Annotated in this window: 20 protein-coding genes; 2 read left to right on the forward strand and 18 right to left on the reverse strand. The window is 38.9% G+C overall.

The window, feature by feature from the left end:
* Window positions 1-74 precede the first annotated feature (74 nt).
* From ACTWPM_RS04850 to msrB, 5 genes are all read right to left on the reverse strand, one after another.
* Window positions 75-632, reverse strand: coding sequence for a nitroreductase family protein (locus ACTWPM_RS04850; RefSeq protein ID WP_443131938.1), 558 nt, complete (start codon window positions 630-632; stop codon window positions 75-77).
* Between the two features lie 73 nt (window positions 633-705).
* A complete protein-coding gene (locus ACTWPM_RS04855; RefSeq protein WP_443131939.1) occupies window positions 706-1,179 on the reverse strand; it encodes a GNAT family N-acetyltransferase in 474 nt (157 codons plus the stop codon).
* A gap of 13 nt (window positions 1,180-1,192) precedes the next feature.
* Window positions 1,193-1,597 (reverse strand): VOC family protein, encoded by a 405-nt coding sequence (locus ACTWPM_RS04860; protein ID WP_443131940.1) that lies wholly within the window; start codon window positions 1,595-1,597, stop codon window positions 1,193-1,195.
* A 112-nt stretch (window positions 1,598-1,709) separates the two neighbouring features.
* Complete coding sequence (locus tag ACTWPM_RS04865; protein WP_443131941.1) at window positions 1,710-2,723, reverse strand: ABC transporter substrate-binding protein; 1,014 nt, start codon at window positions 2,721-2,723, stop codon at window positions 1,710-1,712.
* 186 nt (window positions 2,724-2,909) lie between these two features.
* Window positions 2,910-3,494: a peptide-methionine (R)-S-oxide reductase MsrB gene (msrB, locus tag ACTWPM_RS04870; protein WP_443131942.1), complete on the reverse strand. Its 585-nt coding sequence runs from the start codon at window positions 3,492-3,494 to the stop codon at window positions 2,910-2,912.
* Window positions 3,495-3,647: 153 nt separating this feature from the next.
* Between msrB and ACTWPM_RS04875 the strand changes: the two genes are divergently transcribed.
* Complete coding sequence (locus tag ACTWPM_RS04875) at window positions 3,648-4,097, forward strand: YusW family protein (protein ID WP_443131943.1); 450 nt, start codon at window positions 3,648-3,650, stop codon at window positions 4,095-4,097.
* An 88-nt stretch (window positions 4,098-4,185) separates the two neighbouring features.
* On the opposite strand, the gene ACTWPM_RS04880 is transcribed toward ACTWPM_RS04875, so the two are convergent.
* The 4 genes from ACTWPM_RS04880 to ACTWPM_RS04895 form a co-directional block, all read right to left on the reverse strand.
* On the reverse strand, window positions 4,186-5,055 hold the full coding sequence (locus ACTWPM_RS04880) for a CvfB family protein (RefSeq protein ID WP_443131944.1): 870 nt from the start codon (window positions 5,053-5,055) through the stop codon (window positions 4,186-4,188).
* A 161-nt stretch (window positions 5,056-5,216) separates the two neighbouring features.
* A complete protein-coding gene (locus ACTWPM_RS04885; RefSeq protein WP_443132034.1) occupies window positions 5,217-5,303 on the reverse strand; it encodes a YjcZ family sporulation protein in 87 nt (28 codons plus the stop codon).
* An 82-nt stretch (window positions 5,304-5,385) separates the two neighbouring features.
* Complete coding sequence (locus tag ACTWPM_RS04890; protein ID WP_443131945.1) at window positions 5,386-6,393, reverse strand: LLM class flavin-dependent oxidoreductase; 1,008 nt, start codon at window positions 6,391-6,393, stop codon at window positions 5,386-5,388.
* A gap of 39 nt (window positions 6,394-6,432) precedes the next feature.
* The gene (locus ACTWPM_RS04895; RefSeq protein ID WP_443131946.1) at window positions 6,433-6,813 is read right to left on the reverse strand and encodes a helix-turn-helix transcriptional regulator; all 381 of its coding nucleotides are present in this window, start codon (window positions 6,811-6,813) and stop codon (window positions 6,433-6,435) included.
* 59 nt (window positions 6,814-6,872) lie between these two features.
* Between ACTWPM_RS04895 and ACTWPM_RS04900 the strand changes: the two genes are divergently transcribed.
* A complete protein-coding gene (locus tag ACTWPM_RS04900) occupies window positions 6,873-6,998 on the forward strand; it encodes a hypothetical protein (protein ID WP_443131947.1) in 126 nt (41 codons plus the stop codon).
* Here ACTWPM_RS04900 and ACTWPM_RS04905 read toward each other — a convergent pair.
* From ACTWPM_RS04905 to ACTWPM_RS04945, 9 genes are all read right to left on the reverse strand, one after another.
* Window positions 6,987-7,982 carry a zinc-dependent alcohol dehydrogenase family protein gene (locus ACTWPM_RS04905; protein ID WP_443131948.1) on the reverse strand — a complete coding sequence of 332 codons (996 nt, stop codon included), beginning with the start codon at window positions 7,980-7,982 and terminating at the stop codon, window positions 6,987-6,989. The genes ACTWPM_RS04900 and ACTWPM_RS04905 overlap by 12 nt on opposite strands.
* 524 nt (window positions 7,983-8,506) lie before the next feature.
* Window positions 8,507-9,304, reverse strand: coding sequence for a LysM peptidoglycan-binding domain-containing protein (locus tag ACTWPM_RS04910; protein WP_443131949.1), 798 nt, complete (start codon window positions 9,302-9,304; stop codon window positions 8,507-8,509).
* A gap of 410 nt (window positions 9,305-9,714) precedes the next feature.
* A complete protein-coding gene (locus ACTWPM_RS04915; RefSeq protein ID WP_443131950.1) occupies window positions 9,715-11,334 on the reverse strand; it encodes an ABC-F family ATP-binding cassette domain-containing protein in 1,620 nt (539 codons plus the stop codon).
* Between the two features lie 75 nt (window positions 11,335-11,409).
* Window positions 11,410-12,756: a DUF2252 domain-containing protein gene (locus ACTWPM_RS04920; RefSeq protein WP_443131951.1), complete on the reverse strand. Its 1,347-nt coding sequence runs from the start codon at window positions 12,754-12,756 to the stop codon at window positions 11,410-11,412.
* A gap of 99 nt (window positions 12,757-12,855) precedes the next feature.
* Window positions 12,856-13,062, reverse strand: coding sequence for a cold-shock protein (locus tag ACTWPM_RS04925; RefSeq protein ID WP_443131952.1), 207 nt, complete (start codon window positions 13,060-13,062; stop codon window positions 12,856-12,858).
* A 75-nt stretch (window positions 13,063-13,137) separates the two neighbouring features.
* Window positions 13,138-13,338: a cold-shock protein gene (locus tag ACTWPM_RS04930; protein WP_014643429.1), complete on the reverse strand. Its 201-nt coding sequence runs from the start codon at window positions 13,336-13,338 to the stop codon at window positions 13,138-13,140.
* Window positions 13,339-13,575: 237 nt separating this feature from the next.
* Window positions 13,576-14,079: a superoxide dismutase family protein gene (locus ACTWPM_RS04935; protein ID WP_443131953.1), complete on the reverse strand. Its 504-nt coding sequence runs from the start codon at window positions 14,077-14,079 to the stop codon at window positions 13,576-13,578.
* A gap of 236 nt (window positions 14,080-14,315) precedes the next feature.
* On the reverse strand, window positions 14,316-17,909 hold the full coding sequence (locus ACTWPM_RS04940; protein ID WP_443131954.1) for a dynamin family protein: 3,594 nt from the start codon (window positions 17,907-17,909) through the stop codon (window positions 14,316-14,318).
* A gap of 81 nt (window positions 17,910-17,990) precedes the next feature.
* Window positions 17,991-19,031 carry a C45 family autoproteolytic acyltransferase/hydolase gene (locus ACTWPM_RS04945; protein WP_443131955.1) on the reverse strand — a complete coding sequence of 347 codons (1,041 nt, stop codon included), beginning with the start codon at window positions 19,029-19,031 and terminating at the stop codon, window positions 17,991-17,993.
* Window positions 19,032-19,039 lie beyond the last annotated feature (8 nt).

Here is a 19,039-nt window from a genome sequence, read left to right on the forward strand (position 1 = left end):
AGATCTGAAAACCCTGATTAATCAAAGTCAGTCAATGGATTAAAAAAACCTCCTGTCTAAAGGAGGTTTTATCATTATTTCTTTTTATATACGGTAATTCTTTCTTCTATTGGAGTTCTATCTTTAGTTTTTGGCACTTGATCAAAGAAACCTAGATGGAGAAAGCCGACTATTTTCTCGCCAGGCTGCACACCAAGCATTTCACGGACCTTAGGTTCATGAATTTGAGGGTTCGTTTTCCAAACTACTCCTAATTCTCTTTCCCATGCTAACAACTGAAAATTTTGTATAAGAGAGCTGATCGCTCCAAAATTTTCTTCCCACTGTTTTTGACGGGGGTCTTCATCCATTACAGCAATTAAAAAAGCTGCCGGCTGGCTAAAATAATTTCTTCTATTTTCCTGTCTGTCCCGCGGAAAAGTCTGCACGATATCCTCCACAAAATGATCTTTTTCTCCCGTCGGAATAAATATAAAACGCCAGGGTTCTCTTAATCCGTGCGTTGGTGCCCAACGAGCGTCATCTAAGAGCTCTATAATTAATGATTCAGGAACTTCTTTAGCTAAATAACCACTCTTTACTGAGCGGCGCTCACGAATAATTCTGGCTAATTCACTTTTATTTTGGTCCATGGTTTCACCTACAGTTAAATTATTTTCTATTCTACCACAAATGATAATCATTCTCACTTGTGATGTCAACCATTTATCCAATGAACTTAGACATATTTATATCTGTAACCTCGTACATAGCTTGTTGATAAAGATGTATGGCCCGTTTATTATGCGCAAAAACGTGGAGGGAGAGTTTTTTAACGCCCTGGTGTTTAACATGCTTTTCTAAGGATTCTAAGGCTCTTTGCCCAAAGCCTTGTCCTCTGTAAGGTTCAAAGATTAAAAAGTTATAAATGAAAGCCTCTTTTTGAGGGTGACTTTTATCAAAGTGGTACCAGAAATAACCTACTACCTCATTCGTCTCGGGGCTGCTTAAAGATAACAAAAAGTGATGAGTCGTCTGAAGCCCATCAGGTAAAAGCTGTTGAAAAGCTTCTTTTGATTTTTGCAAAGATTCTTCTTTTGTCCAGGTTCCAGCTTTAACCTTTTCATCTGCATAGTTTTGAACTTCTATTTTCATTAGTTCACCGAAATCTTTCTGTAACATTACGTTTAAGTTAAGCATAAATTTCTTCCTCTCATATTCCCTTAGTATTCATAAGTACCAGGCGCCATCCATCCGGATCTTCAATAGTTGTGCCTCTTTCTTCCCAATAAGGATTCTCTGGTTCTACCGGAAAGAATCCTTGATTAGCTAAGCGGTTTATTATGGTTTGGATTTCATCTTTTTCTTCTATGTATAGCACCAATAAATTGTCTTTAGTAGGAGCGGGACAGGGGCTTCCCTCTGCATGAGTAGTGAACTCTAAGTGATACTGGCTATCTGGCAGCCCAAAAATTACTCCATCATATCCGGCATGGTTGGAAAATTGAGTTAGTTTTGGTAATCCTATTCCTTCTTCATAAAAAGTCATAATTTCAGTTAGTTGATCTGTTGGTCTCGCAATTCTAATTTGTGAAGCCGAAAACCCTTTGAACTTCATATAAAAAATCTCCTCTTCTGTTAGTATAGTATAATTATGATAAATGCAGGAAAAAAATCTGGTTAAATGGAAAGACCACTTTGGCAGTAAAAGTGGTCTTTCCTTACGAACATTATTTTTCTAATAGTGCATTGGCTATTTCCTTAGAAAATCTTTCGGCTGATAGTGGTCCTGCAAAAGTTCCCATATCTCCCGGCAGCTTATAAGTCTGATTCTCTTCCACAAAATTAAGATTTGTCCATGCCGGGTTGTCCTCCAGGTTATCAAATATTGGATCGTCATTTTGGACTAAATAGAAGAAATGGGAGTCTTGATAATTCTGTAAAGCTTCAACATTTGTTGAGATAAAACCATAAACTTCTGGTTCATCGGTTTTAATCGCATTACTTGCATTCATTTTATTCAGAACTCCAGCGATGACAGAGTTATTGGTAAACAACCTCATTGTAGGCGTGTTTTGTGATGTAAAAGCTTGAGCAACCACAGCATTCAGGTTTTCATATCCAGCCTCTTGAATACGTTCTCCCTGTTCTTGAAAAGTTTCTTCCATCTGTTTAATATATTTTTCAGCTTTTTCCTCTTCATTGAATACTTTGGCTATAGTATTAAACTCATTTAATAAATGCTGGTATTGATCTTCTGCTCCCTCTTCGGAATATGGAGCGAATAAGGCGGTAGGAGCAATACTTTCCAATTGATCTTTAAAACTTTCATGTCGATATTTAGCTCCAATAATTAAATCAGGATCCAACCGGGAGATGGCTTCAAAGTTAGGCTCTGATCTCGTACCCACATCTGTTACCGAGTCACTTAGAGGCTCCCCTACATTCACCCATTTATTATAGCCTTCCAGATCTGCTACCCCGACAGGTTCAATACCTAATGGCAATAAGTGCTCCACATAGGTCCATTCTAACACTACTACTTTTTTAGGAACGCCATCTATAGTCATCTCACCTACTCCATCTTCAAATGTGGTAGAGCCTGTATTAGTTTCCTCATTTGATTCAGACTCTGAGGAAGAAGCGGCCCCTCCTTCGTCCCCATTGGATTGATTGGAATCATTACTGCATGCCGCAAGGATTCCCAAGAATAAAATTAATCCTAAAATACTAAGTTTTTTCATAAAGCCTATCCTACCTTTCTAATTTAATTAATTCAGCAATGGTATGTATTACTGACTATTGAATTGATAAAGATTATCATTATCAATTCAGTAGTCAGTATAGAGAAAATTTACTAGGAAGTCAATGATAATGGTTCTCATTATCATATAAAAAAAGAAGCAGGAATCTCCTGCTTCTTTCTTAGTTTATTCTTCAAATTCATCTAAATATTTTTCATAGCCGCGTTCAGCCATTTCTTCTTTAGGAATGAATTCCAGCGCTGCAGAATTCATGCAGTACCTTAGTCCCGTTGGTTGAGGTCCATCTTTAAATACATGACCAAGATGCGAATCTGCTCCCTTACTTCTAACCTCGGTTCGTGAACCAAAAATACCTGGATCTTTTTTAGTTACAATATTTTCTTCCGAAAGTGGCTGAGTAAAACTTGGCCATCCAGTCCCGGATTTATATTTATCTACGGAACTGAACAACGGTTCCTTAGAAATGATATCTACATAAATTCCTTCATCTGTATTATCCCAATATTTATTTTCAAAAGCTCTTTCCGTACCATCTTTTTGAGTAACCTTATATTGAACTGACGTTAGCATGTCTTTTAATTCTTTCTTAGAATAAGTGACAGTCTCTCCGTTATACATAGTCACGGTAAGATCACCTTCCTCTTTGTTCTGATGTTTTTCTTCTCCAGATAAGTGTCCATTTGCTACCGGGACTGTAATTATTGCCCCGATTAATATAAACAGCATCCCATATAAAGATTTCTTCTTCATGGGTTGATCCTCCCTTTAATAGTCTTAGAGGAATGACTATATATTAATCATAACATGAGTAATCTCTTCAGCTAACTATTGTGCTTGGATATAGATTATGAAAAACGAATTTTTTGGTAATCCTATGGATAACAAAAGAATGGAGTGATTTTAATGAAATTACTGAGTCTAACCTTGTTCCTGTTGCTCTTATTAACAACGGGATGTAACAATGCAAATAACCAATCCGGTGAACAAACACAAAATGAACCATCGCCAGAAAGTATCTCTTACCAGCAAATTAATGAGGAGCGGCCCTTTAACTTTAATAGGTTTGAGCTGGAAGTTGATTATGTAGATCGACTGTCTTACCACATTGATTATATTAATTTAGAAAATAGAAAAGAAGCACGTATTGACGATTTTGATCGGCAGAAGGTTACAGGTGTAGAAGCTTTTAATCAGCTTGCACCTCAGCTTAGAGAGATGAGTTTTGATCAGGACACCCCTGAGGATGAGGTAATCAATGAAGTCCTTACAGTTCTTGGACTTGAAGCTCCTTATAAGGAATTTAAGTTAGAAGTAACCTATCAGGATGGAACCGTAGTAAATTACGAAGATTAAATATTAAAACCGCCAACAGTTTAACGTTTGGCGGTTTTAATATTTGTTGATTAGTTTTTGTTTATAAGTTCGGAGTTGCTACTAAGTATTAATCGGAACTATTGAGTAGTTTCGTGGATCCATTTTTCTGTTCTACTTGATTTTCCTTCATTAATTTGCCCACAGCTCGTTTAAATGCTGATTTGCTGATTTGAAAAGTATCACGTATCTTCTCAGGATCGCTGTTGTCATCTAAATAGACGATGCCATCATTTTCCCTCAGGTAATCGAGAATGACCTCAGCGTCTTCTTTTCTGCTTTCTTTCTTAACTGGACGTAAAGATAAGTTAATTGACCCATCGTCTTTTACATCAATAACCCTTGCAACCACTGTTTCCCCTAACCTCGGTTCCTCTTTTCGTTCATTCGGATGGATAAACCCTCGATACCCTTCTTCTGTTAATACCGATGACCCAGCTTTTGTTGAGCGGTAGACTCTGCCTTGAGTCTCAGTATTTAGAATAGAAGTGGGCGCCGGCTCTAAATCGTCCCATACTTCCTGTTCTGTAATGGGTTCAGCCAGAAGCCGTCCTTTTTTGTCTAATTCTAAGCTGACGAATAAAAAGTCGCCTTTAACTGGCCATACTGATTTAAGTAATGGAAGGTCATCTGTTGAAACTAATATTTCTTTATCCTCTAAGCCGATATTTACGAATACACCCATATTAGGCACAACTTCTTCTACTTCTGCCCATCCATAGGAATCACGGCTTACTTCCGGAATAGTCATGCTTGCTACAGCCTGTCCTTTTTTATTTGTGTATAGAAATACCTTTATAGACTGCTCCAAATCGATTTCCTGATGAACTGCTTCATCGGGCAGCAGTATTTCTGTGTCTTTGAATTTTAATATAAATCCATTGGTTATTTTTTTTGATACTGTACAGCTCTGTATCGTTCCAATAAGGGATTGATCCATGGGTATTGTTCGCTCCTTTGTGACGTAATGTACCCCATTATAGCCTAGATGAAAAATTTTTAAAACAAAGATCTTGATAACTTAAACTTTAGTTCATTTGATTAGAACTAGTACACCAGAAATCCATAGAAAAAGTGTGGCAGCTGCCACACTTTCATCTATTAATACAACCATGAAGCTCCTACGATAATAAGGAGAATAAACAACACGACGATTAGCGCAAAGCCTCCACCATATCCTCTACTCACATTAATTCCCCCTTTCCCTACTTATATATGCAAAAGGATGAAGGGTGGTATGGGTGAATGGAATGGTTTTGTTTATTCTCTCTTACGACCTGGACCTTTTCATTAATTCATTAGCAACCAGATAATAAGAATGTTTCTTTTTAGCAAAATCAATAATATTGGTAATTAATAAAAATTCATCAATACGGTACTCATGAGCAAGCCTTTGTAATTGATCCACTACACTTACGGGATCGCCAATGATGCATCTTCGTCGATTATTGCGTATTTTTTCCTTTTCGATTTCTGTGAAACTGTATTGATTCACTTCTTCCAGAGAAGGAACTCTTGTCTCAAGGCCTTTTTCAACTTGTAAAAGCCACATATCCTGACTTTTAGCGATCTCTTCAGCTTCTTCTTCTGTATCTGCACAGACAACAAATACGCAAGCATTTGCCTCGGGTTGTCTGCGAGCTAAGGAAGGCTTAAATTTTTCACGATAGGTCTCCAGGGTCCCGGCGGCATGATCAGGATTTATAAAATGACCGAAAGTAAAACCCGTTCCATGTAGAGCCGCATGCTTTGCTCCTCGTTCCGTTAAGCCCAGGATCCAGACTTCTGGCTGATATGAACTATCGGGGCGCGCCGTTACACCAAAATAGGAATCTCCCTTTTCCATAGAATGAAATAAGAACTTTTGGAGTTCTTTCACCTGCCGCGAAAAAGAACTTAACGGTTTCTCAATACCATCCGTCAGAGCCAATCTCGTTTTCTTTCCTCCGCCCGGGGATCTACCCAGACCTAAATCAATCCTGCCGGGATGGAAATTTTCGAGCATTCTAAAATTCTCTGCCACTTTCAACGGGCTATACTGCGGAAGCAAAACGCCTCCTGATCCTACACGTATAGTATTAGTAGCCTGAGCGATTTGACCAATTAGTATCTCAGGCGAAGAACTTGCCAGACCATTTGTGCTATGGTGCTCAGCAACCCAGTAGCGAAAGTAGCCTAAATCCTCTGTAAACCTGGCTAGCTCAATAGAATGCTGGAGAGCTTCACTGGCTGTTTCCCCTTTGGAAATAGGACTCTGATCTAAAACACTGAGCTTCATGATGATCTTCCTTTCAAATGAGCGACAGTTAAGAAGAACTTACTTATATACATCTTTCATGATTTGTTGTAAGATTTGTAACTGTTCCTCAAATAAGAGTTTGTACCTTTTCTTTAAAATATCAAATTCTTCTTTTCCTTTATCAGTCAGGTAATACCAGTACACTTTTTGTCTTTTCTTTTCATGAGACTTGTAATCTTCACGTCGGTATAGAAACCCTTCTTCCGTCATCTCGTGAAGAGTATCCAATAATGTAGAAGGGGCAGGTATCCAGTTTTTTGTTAATTTTTTAAACTCCGTTTTAAAATGTTCACTAATCATCGGCTGATGGATTTGAAGTAAGTGCATAATATAAAACTTAGTAAATTGAGCGGCACTCATGTTTAAAGCGAATCGCTTGGGATTATTTTTATGAGACATCCTTATCCACTCCTTATGTATAAGCTTCTTCCTCCATTTTACAATAAAGAGTGGACGGTTTGTCTACTATTACGCACATTCGTTCGGTTTTTATTGATTATTTTTATATTGAATTCGGAGTTGCTACTAAGTTTGAAGTAAGAACAGTTAATTTGAGATGGAACCGTTTGTTCTTAATTGAATGAAATTCCTATTTTTCCAAAGTTTTGCGTATCTCTCAAATATTCAAAGGCTTTTTCGTACTCGTCTAATGAAAACACACGATCGAGTTGAGGTTTTATGTTGTGTTTATCAATAAATTGGAGCATCTCCCTCAGCTCTTCTGCACTGCCCATCGTAGAGCCTAGCAAATTATACTGCCCATAGAAAAATTTACGAATATTTATTTGAATTTGATCTTCTGTGGTAGCCCCGAACGTTACAATGGTTCCTCCTTTTCGTATAATATTCAAAGATTTATCGAATGTAGCTTTCCCAATACTTTCAATTAATAAATCAATAGACTCGTTACGTAGTTCTTCATTCCAATCGGCTTCTGTATGAATGGCTCGATCTGCTCCTAATGTTAAAGCCTCTTGAAGTTTATCTTCAGAACGAGAAGTAACTATAACTCGAGCTCCAGTAGCTTTGGCGTATTTCAAGGCAAATGTAAGCACACCGCTGCCGATTCCAGGTAGCATAACGGTTTGATCTTTTTGTAAATTGCCTCGAGTGAATAAAGCTCGATAAGCCGTTAAAGCAGCAAGAGATAATACTCCAGCTTCTTCAAAGCTTAAGTGAGGGGGTTTAGCCTCAAAATGATTCTCGTCACAGGTATAAAACTGTGCAAACGTTCCGTGATCAGGAAGGCCTACAATCTCAAATCCTTCTGGAGGTGCCGAACTGTTTTTCTGCCAGCCTAAACCAGGATTAACTACAACTTCGTCTCCTATTTGGAATCTTCTTACTTTCTCTCCTACTTCTACAATGGTACCTGCGGCATCGGAGCCTGGAATTAACGCAGGATCCTCCGGCTGGTGTCTTTTAGTAACGACAGCCAGATCACGTCTATTCAACCCGGCTGTATGTACCTTTACTTTTACATCATTTTCTCCCAGGTCCCGTTCTTCCATTTCTTTAACTTTTAACCCTTCGATTCCAGCTTTTTGTTCATGTACAATTGCTTTCAATTTCAGCACTCCTTCCAATAAATGATTCTTAACAAGTCTATCAATTAAGTCATGAACTATCCACCACTTCCCACTACCGCGTCAGTTATTAGGGTTTTGCGTGATATTCAATTATAAGAAGTAAACTCTTCCTACTCGTTAGCAGCATCTCTTTTCCATATGTCTAAGAGCTTTTTTAAATAAGGTCTTAAATTAAGGAGCTAGTCCATATGAGTTATGATACATAGGCTGGTTTGCCGTTTTTTCTACTGTGTTTAAATTCGATTTCGCTCGCTGTTTGTTTCCCATTAAAAAAACCTTTCTTTTACAAGAAAGGTTCTGTTAGATATTAACTGAGCTTTTAAACATTTGATGACAGCATTTGAGGTAATCCATCGAGCATAATAAAACTTTTCCTATATAACTAACATGTTATATCTACCATTATGCCTTACGTTAAATATATAAAAGCCCATCTCTGTACCGAAACAGAAATGGGCTTGTTTATGGAATAATAGCAATTTCAAAGGGGGAGAACGCTTTTATTATTCACTTAGAACTTTAACTTGCACAGACTGTCTTCCGAAATCAAGAGCATCTTCACGCTCTGGGATAAAGACATCAATGCGGTTGCCATTAATAGCTCCACCTGTATCTGCTGCAATTGCTTCACCGTAACCTTCTACATACACCTTAGATCCTAGTGGAATGACATCAGGATCCACCGCGATAACTTTACGGTCAGGGTTTGCACGAAGATCTACACCTGTAGCTGTAACGCCACTGCAGCCAGTGCAGTATGCTGTGTACGCTGTAGCTTCTGCTGTAAATTCTTTCACTACGTCACTGCTTGTATCCTCAGATTCTTCTGATTTCGATTCAGAAGCTGATTCATTACTTGAGGAATCATCATTATTGGAAGAACTAGCTACAACTTCAGCCTCAGAAGAAGCTTGTCCATTCACTTTAAATTTATCTCCCGGGTGAATTAGAGTTGAATCCAGATTGTTCCAATCCATAAGCTCATCTACACTAATTCCGTATTTCTTAGAAATTTTATATAGTGTATCACCGGACTTAACTGTGTAAGTATCACCGTTACTGCTTTTTTCAGATGAAGAAGAACTGGACTCTTTCGATACCGTAAGCTGTTGGTTAGGGTGAATTAAGTTTGAATTCAGATCATTCCATGATTTAAGTTGATTTACCGATACATCATATTTTTTTGAAATGCCCCAAAGCGTGTCGCCTTTATCAATTGTATATTCTTCAGCACTCACAGAAGTTGCGAATGCACCTGTTAATGCTACCGTAGCTGCTACTGAGAAAATTTTCTTTTTCATGCAGTTAATGCCTCCTCTAAATGATTCCAAAAACGAAGTGTTTATTTCACTAACTACAAGACTATCAGAATTTCCTTATATTTTAAGAACAAACAGCTAACAGTTTGATTTCAAAGGTAACATACATGTTTCATAGAGATTACAAACCTCAGCATTTAAAATGTATACCAGTGTAATTATGACAGATTCAGCTCTTCACCACGAACGGCGAGATTACTAACTTACTTCGTCAACTCCCATCCTTTAAACTAACCTTAAGCTCTCTCTGCCCTCTTATTCAATTGACTCTTTTAAACGTTGCGCTTAATTTTATAATCAGGTTATTGAATTACTTATATTAATAGATCAATAGTTGGACTTAACAGAGCTATCCAAATAAAATAAGCCTGCCAGTACTGGCAGGCTTATAATTATTCAGCTAATGCTGCTACTTGCTTTTGGACCTCTGGATCATTTAAATACTCATCATAGCTCATTTCTTTATCCACGATACCATTTGAAGTTATTTCAATAATTCGATTGGCAATCGTTTGAATAAATTCATGGTCGTGAGAAGCAAAGATGACAGATCCCTTAAAGCGAATCAACCCTTTGTTGAGAGAAGTAATGGATTCCAGGTCTAAGTGGTTGGTAGGCTCATCTAAAAGTAACACATTAGCTTTAGATAGCATCATTTTAGAAAGCATACAGCGAACTTTTTCTCCACCTGAAAGCACATTAGCCTTTTTGAGCGCTTCTTCACCAGAGAACAGCATACGACCAAGGAAACTTCTCAAGAACGTTTCTGTTTCATCTTCAGGAGAATATTGGCGAAGCCATTCCACCAGGTTCAAGTCCGAGCGTTCAAAGAACTTCGAATTATCTTTAGGGAAATAACTCTGAGAAGTGGTAACTCCCCACTTATAGGTTCCTTCGTCTGGCTCTATTTCTCCCATAAGAATTTGGAACAGAGTAGTCTTTGCGGTTTCATTAGCTCCAACTAATGCCACTTTATCATCTTTATTAAGTGTAAAGCTGATATTATCCAACACTTTGACACCATCAATAGTTTTAGATAGATTCTCTACTGTTAATAAATCATTCCCAATTTCACGCTCAGCAGTAAAGGAAATGTAAGGATACTTACGGGAAGAAGGCTGAATATCATCCAGCGTGATCTTTTCCAACAGTTTTTTACGTGACGTAGCTTGTTTGGACTTGGAAGCATTCGCGCTAAACCTGGCTATAAACTCTTTCAAATCTTTAATCTTCTCTTCTTTTTTCTTGTTTTGTTCTTCAGCCATTTTTGTCGCCAGCTGGCTTGATTCATACCAGAAGTCGTAGTTCCCGACATAAACCTGAATCTTGCCATAATCTAGATCGGCAATATGCGTACACACGTTATTCAAAAAGTGACGGTCGTGTGAAACGACAATAACCGTGTTTTCAAAATCAATTAAGAAATCTTCCAACCATTGAATAGCTTTAATATCCAGGTGGTTGGTCGGCTCATCCAGTAATAGAACATCTGGATTGCCAAACAGAGCCTGAGCAAGCAGAACTTTTACTTTCTCCGAACCTGCAAGTTCACTCATTTGTTTATCATGCAGATTTTCTTTAATACCAAGACCTGTTAAAAGACGAGCGGCATCTGATTCAGCTTCCCATCCATTCATCTCAGCAAATTCACCTTCAAGTTCAGCTGCTCGCATGCCATCCTCTTCGGTGAAATCACCTTTCATATAAATGGCATCTTTTTCTTTCATCACTTCGTACAAACGAGTATTACCCATAATCACTGTTTCCAGAACTTGATACTCATCATACTCAAAGTGGTTTTGTTTTAATACAGACAGACGCTGGTTATTCTTTAAAGAAACTTCGCCAGTCTGCGGTTCGAGCTCCCCACTTAAAATTTTCAAGAAAGTTGACTTTCCTGCGCCATTGGCACCAATCAATCCGTAACAATTTCCTGGGGTGAACTTTATATTGACGTCTTCAAATAACTTTTGATCGCCGAAACGAAGACTAACATTATTTACATTTAACATTAAAAATCCTCCAGTATTCGAATGTATAACATTAAGACATTATATCATTCATACGAAAGATATAACAGGTCTCACTTATGATTTAAAATAATCTTGTTCTACCAGCCATTCTTTGAATAGTTCAAAATCACTCTCTACAGTTTCTTTATAGTGTCTGGACCACAAACCGAGCTGATGGCGAAATAATTTCTGGTCAGATCCAATGGCTTTAAGGATGGCTTTTTCACTATGGTAATCCATAATCCCACTCTCGATATCAGCATCTGCACGAGCGTGGATTTTTGCACTTATTTGAGCCATTGATTTGATCGTCTGGGTGAATTTTTTATAGTCTCCCAAATTCTTTTCCTTTAAATCCTTAGAGAATGGTGATCTCTCACGCACATAAAAATCATGTCCATCCATTTTGAAATATCCTAAATAAGGATCTGCCTGATGGTGCATAGCTTGCTGAGTGTGTGCAACTCTTCTTCCTTGGTGTTTGTTATCTTCCCAGAATTGTTCATCATAAGGGAAGAAATAAGCAGGAATAGGAGTACGCGCTTCTTTTGCTTCTAAAATGATATCATCGTGATGCACATCATTATCTCTGCCTTCTATCAGGATATAATATCGCTTAAGACCAGTCGATCCAATCCCTGAACCGTTCTTTTTAACAACATCTTTTATATTGTAGAATGAGTCGTTTTTTTTCACATCCGCATTTAAAGAGGACAGATACTCTTTCCATGCTGATTCAAGTTTTTCTCTTTCCTGTTTCGGCACGGATGAAAGTTTATCTTTTCCAATATCAAAAGAACGAATGGAGTTATGATCCACTACAGTTTGTTTATCAAGTTCATGAGAAGCTTGTCTTTCTTCAATCTTCTTCAAAGTTTTCTTAATCGGCCCTTTGGTATTCTCGGACGTAAATTGGAGAGATGCTGGATCTTCGTCTCCCTCTTGAAAGGACTTCAGCTGTTTGCGATAGGTTTTTAAATACTGATCAACCAATTCATCTTCTTCCTTTTCTGAAAATCCTTGCCTGGATGACATGAGGCGGATGCTGACAACCATTCGAAGGATATCATATAAATAAGATCCTAAATAACCTTCATCAAAATCATCTACATCAAAAACTATGTCATGGTTCTCATTTAGGAATGCACTAAAATTGTCAAAATGCATGTCTCCCATAATCCACGTGGGTTTATCTTTTGGAGTGTGAAAAGTGAAGGGGAAATCAATTACGTCAAAGAAGAATAAGTAAGCACTGCCTCTGAAAAAGCTGTAGGAATCTTCTCTCATTTTCTGATATTTCTTCTTTCGGCTGGACTGGGATAATTTCATTATACTTCCATCAAATTGTTCAAGTATTGTCCCAAGCGTGTTTTTTCTAAGTTTTTTCTTAGTCGATAAAATGTATTCTAGCTGCGGATCCATAAAGCACCCCTTCCGTTGTTAATTCGTATTGTCTTTACCCGATTCAGACATTATTATAAACAAAAAAACGGCCGCTCGAAAGGCGGCCGCTTCGTTATCTTAATTTTTATAATACAAACTGTTATTCTCTACCACTTGCAGGACTTTATTTTCCTGTTTCATCGGACTACCGCATTTAGGGCAAAGGTTTTCTTCATTGGTTCTAAAGTTATCCCTCATCCAGCAGTTACAGTCCTCAGATGTGCAAACCCAAATTTTTGTTTCTTCTTCTTTAATTTCTGCCTGATTCTTTTTACCGAAAGCCATGTTTGAAGCCTCCTCTAGACATAAAATTATGTAAAAAAGACTGACTCTGAAGCCAGTCTCTTTCTATTTTTTGAATTATAATTTAGTTACGTTTGCAGCTTGTGGTCCGCGGTTACCTTCTGTGATTTCGAATTCCACAGATTGACCTTCTTCTAGAGACTTAAAGCCTTCTTCGTTGATCGCGCTGAAGTGTACGAATACGTCGTCTTCTCCTTCAACCTCAATAAAACCAAAACCTTTTTCCGCGTTAAACCACTTCACTGTACCTGTTTTCATAGGAATGGATCCTCCAATATTTCTAAATTAATATGTGCTTACCATACTGAAAAAATCACATATTATAAAAAGTACCAATAATGCCTGATCACTCTTTATAATAGGTGATTCTTAATAATTGGTAAGCTATATCTCTTATATAGTATAATACTATGACTCACCGGTTAAGTCAAGTACTGCTTCTTAACATCCTACACTGTTAAGTATATCCATTTGCTAACAGAATTATGCCGCTTTTTATGATTTTTCTATAATTCCACAAGCTATCCTCTTTCCAGCATTCCCACTAGGCTGAGACCTGTAATCATCCGGCTGTTGATGAATGATCACAGACTTTCCGATAATATCCTTAACTCGAAAGCGGTCTGTAAAGAAAATCATTCGAGCTCTGCCTTGATTAGAGAATAAAACGGGGAAGTCGCCTGCATGGTTTCCGTGAGGCTGCTGATCTGGATTCCAATGTCCTCCGGCCGAAGCAAATGGATCTTTGCCTTCTCCTATTTCACAGATCCCTTTCTCATGAATATGAAATCCATGAGGTCCTATTTGCGTACCATCCTTCAAAATTTGAAATTCAGGGAGTCCCTCAACCTGGACAAATACCTCGACCCCATAAGGCATTTCGTAAAAATACATGGCCCCTTTTAAATCAGGAGCAAGCGGGCTGCTTCTGAAAGTTACCTTAGCTGTCTGAGAAGTATAAGCTGATCTGTAAGGCGAGTAAGAATAATAAGGATACATACTCTTCGACCTCCTTTGTCCTTATAGATATGTTTGAAGGACACCGTTCATGATAGTAAAATCCGTATATTACTTGTACTGTTATCGAGGCTGATTATACAAAAAGGGCCTGAAACAAGTTCAGACCCTTTACAGAGATGTGATTTTCAGGAGATTCACTGTGTAAGAAGGAGGAAGAAGTTCTTACACAGAGATATCTTCTTCACTTGATCTAGTTTATGATCGAAGTTTGTGTCTTAGACCAGGTTTTTCAAATGTTCATACTTTTCCTGTAGAGGACCAATATCTGCCGGGTGCTCTACACTATGAAGCAGACGATTGAAGGAAGCTTCAATTTGATGGTGCCAATCATGGACATGATCCTCCAGGAGGTTTTCCCATTGCTGATGATAATAGTTTTTCATAATTTTACTTGCTTCGTTGAGCTGACCCTTTAGTATTGGAGAGATAAGTGCAGCGAATTCATCTTTCATATGCTCTTTTTCGTTATCCTCAAAAAAAGCACGTGTACTTTTGAACATTTTCAAGATAGATGAAGACTGCCTCTCCTCGATCACAAGCTCTCCATGGAAAGATGGTATAGGAATTGAAGTCCATTCCCTGCGTTCCAGCCTAAGCTGATTTCTTACTTTTTTAAGCTCCGCTTCCACTTCCTGTTGCATCTGAGCAATTAAACCTTCAAGCAGACGTTCAATTCTTACCCCTACGGCTTTAAACTCCTGATTCATCTCAAATTCTATTTCCTGAACTAGCTCATTGCGTGCTTCTCTAAGCTCTTCCTGTACACTCTTTTCTCTACCGTTAATAGTAGCAGGATTAAAATGACGCTTAAAGTAATCTGTGAAATTAAGCATCATCCGCTGATGCACATAGTAAAACTGTTTGTCTATTTTATTCCTAAGCGTCTCTTTTTCTTTCATGCGTTCAAGGCCCTGGACTACCTCTACCGCGTCCTCACGCTGTGTTTTTACTTTATTAAGGAACTGTTTCCGCTCCTCTTCATTAAGCTGATTATTCTCAATAAACGTGGCAAGTGTCTCTTTTAATTCATTTAAATTCCGCTCTATAGACCGGATTAACACCTCAGCGAGCTCGCCGTGTAGAAACTGATTGAACTGAGATTCAAACGTGTCAATACCGGAGGATTTGGCATGTGCCCCCTGTTTCTCTCTTAAAGCCCTAAGACTGGAGAGTGAAAACATACGCGGATGACGAATATCGAAGCGTCCCAGCTGATCCGCTACATATGTCTCCACCTGCTGTACTTCCTCATCCGACGACGCTAAATCCGCTGCATTTATAATGAAAAACATCTTATCCATAGCAAAGCTGTCTTTGACACGACCTAATTGAGTGAGAAAAGATTGGTCTGCTTTTGAAAATGGATGGTTATAGTAGGTAACAAAAAGTACAGCATCTGCATCTTTTATATATTCAAACGAAACATCGGTATGCCTTGCGTTCACTGAATCCGCTCCTGGTGTATCCACCAGAGTAATTCCTGCACTCGTAAAGGGACAGTCGTAAAAGATTTCTACAGACTCGATAAAACAAGATTTAGATTCTTCTGCTACGTATAATGAAAAATCATCCCAGGGAATGGAAATCAACTGACCTAAATGTTCTTTCATGGAGCTGTATCCCTTTAGAAAAGCCTCTAAAAACGCCGCGGATTTATGTTCAAGACCGCTCCAATTCTGTAAAGTCTTCAGTTGGGATACATAGCCAGAAAGTGTTTCACTTAGGAGGTTCAGCTTTTTAAAGATTGGTTCCAGATCATCTAACAGTTCTTTTTCCTTCTTTATAACCGCTTGAATCGAACCATGTGGGTTTTCTTCGCTGGAAGGAGATATTTTATTAATGGTTGCCGTAGTCGGATTAGGAGAGGCTGGTAACAGTGTATCTCCTAATAGTGCATTAGCAAAAGACGATTTCCCTGCACTAAAGGCACCAAACAATGCAACCGTATAATGTCTGTTACGTAAGCGCTCCTCTTTATCCTGAAGCTGTTGATATAACCCGTCAATTCCGTCAACATCCTCCACAATCGATAAAGCCTTTGTAACTTTTTGCAATGTTGAATCAGCGGACGCCTGTCCTACTGTTTGCGATACCTCCGGGTTCAGCTGTTCTTCCTTACTGGACTCCTCCGTAGGTGTCGATACCTCACTTGTAATCTGCTTGTGCTGAACACGGTTCTCCCGCTCCTCCAGGTCGCTCTCAATCAAATCTTTAACCTCTGAAGAGAGCGTTTCATTTTCCAGGCTCTTGTATAAGTTAGTATGGTAGGAAGCAAGTTCTGCTTCCATCTGATCCAGTTCTTCCATGATCTGATCTTTTCCTTCCATAGCCTGGAAAACATTCTTATTTTTTTCGTACTCCTTTTCCCTGGCGTTACTTAAAAGTTTTTCCATTTTTTTCCACCATTGATTCACAAACTGCCGCATCTGTTTCTTGATATCATTAGATAATTGATCAGTATAACGAAGAATATAATGACCCGTCACAGAAGCACCCGGTTCTATCATTTCACGTAGTTTAGCCTTCTCGTAGATAAAATCAAAATGCTGGATATCGTTCAGGAGCTCTTCATCAGTTATCGAAAGCTCTTCAGTAACTTCTAGAAGACGTTCTTTAAGCGGCCACTTTAAATTTTTCTCAATGCTCTCGAGCACCAATTCATAAAAAGCGGATTCTCTTTCGGTTTTAACCTCTTCTGTCTTCTTTTTAGTAAACAGAACTCCTACTTTGAAGCCTTGCTGCCTGGATTCAAGGAATTTCTCTGCTTCATCGCGTAACGAACTCGGCATAAGGTAAGCGTTAGGAATGAAGGAAGATACCCGGCGCTTAAACAGCTCTGCAGCTTCTGAAATAACCTGTTCTGTATCTCTGCGGTCTTCCTGGGTGAGGTGACTCTCCCTAAGCAACTCATCTAAGTGCTCTTTACGGTCTACTAACTCCTGTTTTCGCTGAAAAAATCCATCCGATCGACTATGTACACTTTCCTCGATAATGGTCTCTGCCGTCTGTAGCGCCTGCTCTTGGACTCGAGCATAAGAAGTGGAAAATAACTGGGTAAACGCCTCTTGTAAATGTTTATACTCATTCTTATCATGAGAAAAATCTCTTAGAGAGATATAATAAATGGATTTTGGTGTAATCCCCCGATCAGAGAATGAACGTTCGACACTCCGCTTAAAGTCCTCAAACGATAGTTCCGATTCATTGTGTTTATCAATTTGATTAATCACTATGGAAAATGGCGTTCCGCGTTCCTGCATCTCCATTAAAAACTTAACATTAACTTCAGATTGAACATGATTATAATCCATCACATAATACAGGACATCCATCAAATGAAGCGAAGACTCCGTAATCAGGCGGTCCGCATCATTCGTCGAATCTACTCCCGGAGTATCTAACACGGTAACATGCTCAGGCAGTCCGCAATCCGGTCGGCTGATTACCACCCGCGATATATCACTGCCGTTCTTACATAAGGCCTGGATGGTTTCAAAGTCTGCTTCCCCTTCATACTTCTCAGGAAGATCGTTATGAAAATAGGTCATGGTATAGGGTTCACCAGTCATAATCTCCACAATGTTTGCACTGGTTGGTATAGGGCTGGAAGGCAGCATTTGTTTTTCCAGTAAATTATTAATTAACGTAGATTTACCAGCGGAAAAATGGCCTCCAAAGCCGACCATCACTTTCTCATGGACTAACTTATCGATCACATCCAGAACCTTCTCACTCTGTGGAGGATCTTCGGTTTTTAAATACTGGTAGAGATTCTGTAATTGTGTTACTGTCTCTCTCGTTGCTGTCATGCAATTTTCCCCTTTTTAACTATAGTGTATCATGATTTTACTAGGATAGAGTACTATTCACAAGATCATGACTTAAAAACCTCATCCATCGATATAAGGAAGAGGCTCTGTAGTATCCAGCTGACCGAGAACGCGTTTTATTGGAGTCCTGTATCCACTTATCCAATTGTTCAAATTAAATTTGACGGGGGCACTGTCTCCCCCGAGCCCAAACAACAGGGATAGAGTTTCAGGGTAATAACACGCCGTATGGATGGTGCCTGACCATTGACTGTACCGCTTAGAAAATATCGGCTTGCTGGTGTTATTCAAGTAATTAAAAGCCTCTCCTCCTGTCGCAATTTGAGGATTTCCTTCTCTTAGCCTACGGAGACGGGAATGTGATTCATCTACATGGCGACGATTTTCCTGAGACAGAACTTCAAAGTGATTGGTGCACACACTTTCCTCTCGAATACGAACCCCCCTCGGCGAACCTTCTACAATTCTTGAATCTCCACTTTTGTCATAAAGAACGTAATTGAAAGAATGGCGGTGGGGAAGCTCTTTTAACCACTCAACCGCTTCATCGGTAGTCTTACAATTTTCCAGTAAGATTCTTGTTAATAGGCAGCAGATCAAACCGTCTCCAGGTTTAATTCGATTAACAAAATTATATCCTGCACAAAGACCGTATTCATTCATTCCATCTGTTCTTCCGATGATACGTTGTGAAGGACCGATTAAAGCCGGTCCCTCAGAAGGCTGAAATAATACGACACGCCCTTCATACGTTTTTGGGTGATAATCGTAATTGCGGGCAAAGAAGTTTTCTTTAGCCATAATTGAACATCCTGAGTGCACCCAGTCCTGCTGCCAGCCGCTGAATTCATGGACGACCTCCTCCACTGGCCATCCTAAACCAGCAGAAAGCCCTTCTAATTCAGCCCAGAGGCCGCTTGAATAATTCGTGAAAAAAGCTTTGGCTTCCTTTTGATTTACCCTGTATTTCCGCATGGATTTAGCGCGTCGATTTCGGTATTTCGTAAGCAGGGGATTATCTTTTAATAGCTCAGCCTGGTAACGTCCGAATTCATAATGACTCCCCCTGAACTGAATGACGTCTGAATAAATCTGCTTCATCTATTTTC

It is taken from the genome of Halobacillus sp. K22, from assembly GCF_052246795.1.
Taxonomy (GTDB): Bacteria; Bacillota; Bacilli; order Bacillales; family Halobacillaceae; genus Halobacillus.

Bases quoted from the DNA above. Each gene is read 5' to 3' on its own strand.
- ACTWPM_RS04860 (WP_443131940.1), bottom strand. From the start codon at position 1,597: ATGAAGTTCAAAGGGTTTTCGGCTTCACAAATTAGAATTGCGAGACCA.
- ACTWPM_RS04930 (WP_014643429.1), bottom strand. From the start codon at position 13,338: ATGAAAACAGGTACAGTGAAGTGGTTTAACGCGGAAAAAGGTTTTGGT.
- ACTWPM_RS04895 (WP_443131946.1), bottom strand. From the start codon at position 6,813: ATGTCTCATAAAAATAATCCCAAGCGATTCGCTTTAAACATGAGTGCC.
- ACTWPM_RS04920 (WP_443131951.1), bottom strand. From the start codon at position 12,756: ATGGATCCGCAGCTAGAATACATTTTATCGACTAAGAAAAAACTTAGA.
- ACTWPM_RS04890 (WP_443131945.1), bottom strand. From the start codon at position 6,393: ATGAAGCTCAGTGTTTTAGATCAGAGTCCTATTTCCAAAGGGGAAACA.
- ACTWPM_RS04935 (WP_443131953.1), bottom strand. From the start codon at position 14,079: ATGTATCCTTATTATTCTTACTCGCCTTACAGATCAGCTTATACTTCT.
- ACTWPM_RS04850 (WP_443131938.1), bottom strand. From the start codon at position 632: ATGGACCAAAATAAAAGTGAATTAGCCAGAATTATTCGTGAGCGCCGC.
- ACTWPM_RS04940 (WP_443131954.1), bottom strand. From the start codon at position 17,909: ATGACAGCAACGAGAGAGACAGTAACACAATTACAGAATCTCTACCAG.
- ACTWPM_RS04945 (WP_443131955.1), bottom strand. From the start codon at position 19,031: ATGAAGCAGATTTATTCAGACGTCATTCAGTTCAGGGGGAGTCATTAT.
- ACTWPM_RS04910 (WP_443131949.1), bottom strand. From the start codon at position 9,304: ATGAAAAAGAAAATTTTCTCAGTAGCAGCTACGGTAGCATTAACAGGT.
- msrB (WP_443131942.1), bottom strand. From the start codon at position 3,494: ATGAAGAAGAAATCTTTATATGGGATGCTGTTTATATTAATCGGGGCA.
- ACTWPM_RS04875 (WP_443131943.1), top strand. From the start codon at position 3,648: ATGAAATTACTGAGTCTAACCTTGTTCCTGTTGCTCTTATTAACAACG.
- ACTWPM_RS04915 (WP_443131950.1), bottom strand. From the start codon at position 11,334: ATGTTAAATGTAAATAATGTTAGTCTTCGTTTCGGCGATCAAAAGTTA.
- ACTWPM_RS04865 (WP_443131941.1), bottom strand. From the start codon at position 2,723: ATGAAAAAACTTAGTATTTTAGGATTAATTTTATTCTTGGGAATCCTT.
- ACTWPM_RS04925 (WP_443131952.1), bottom strand. From the start codon at position 13,062: ATGGCTTTCGGTAAAAAGAATCAGGCAGAAATTAAAGAAGAAGAAACA.
- ACTWPM_RS04855 (WP_443131939.1), bottom strand. From the start codon at position 1,179: ATGCTTAACTTAAACGTAATGTTACAGAAAGATTTCGGTGAACTAATG.
- ACTWPM_RS04880 (WP_443131944.1), bottom strand. From the start codon at position 5,055: ATGGATCAATCCCTTATTGGAACGATACAGAGCTGTACAGTATCAAAA.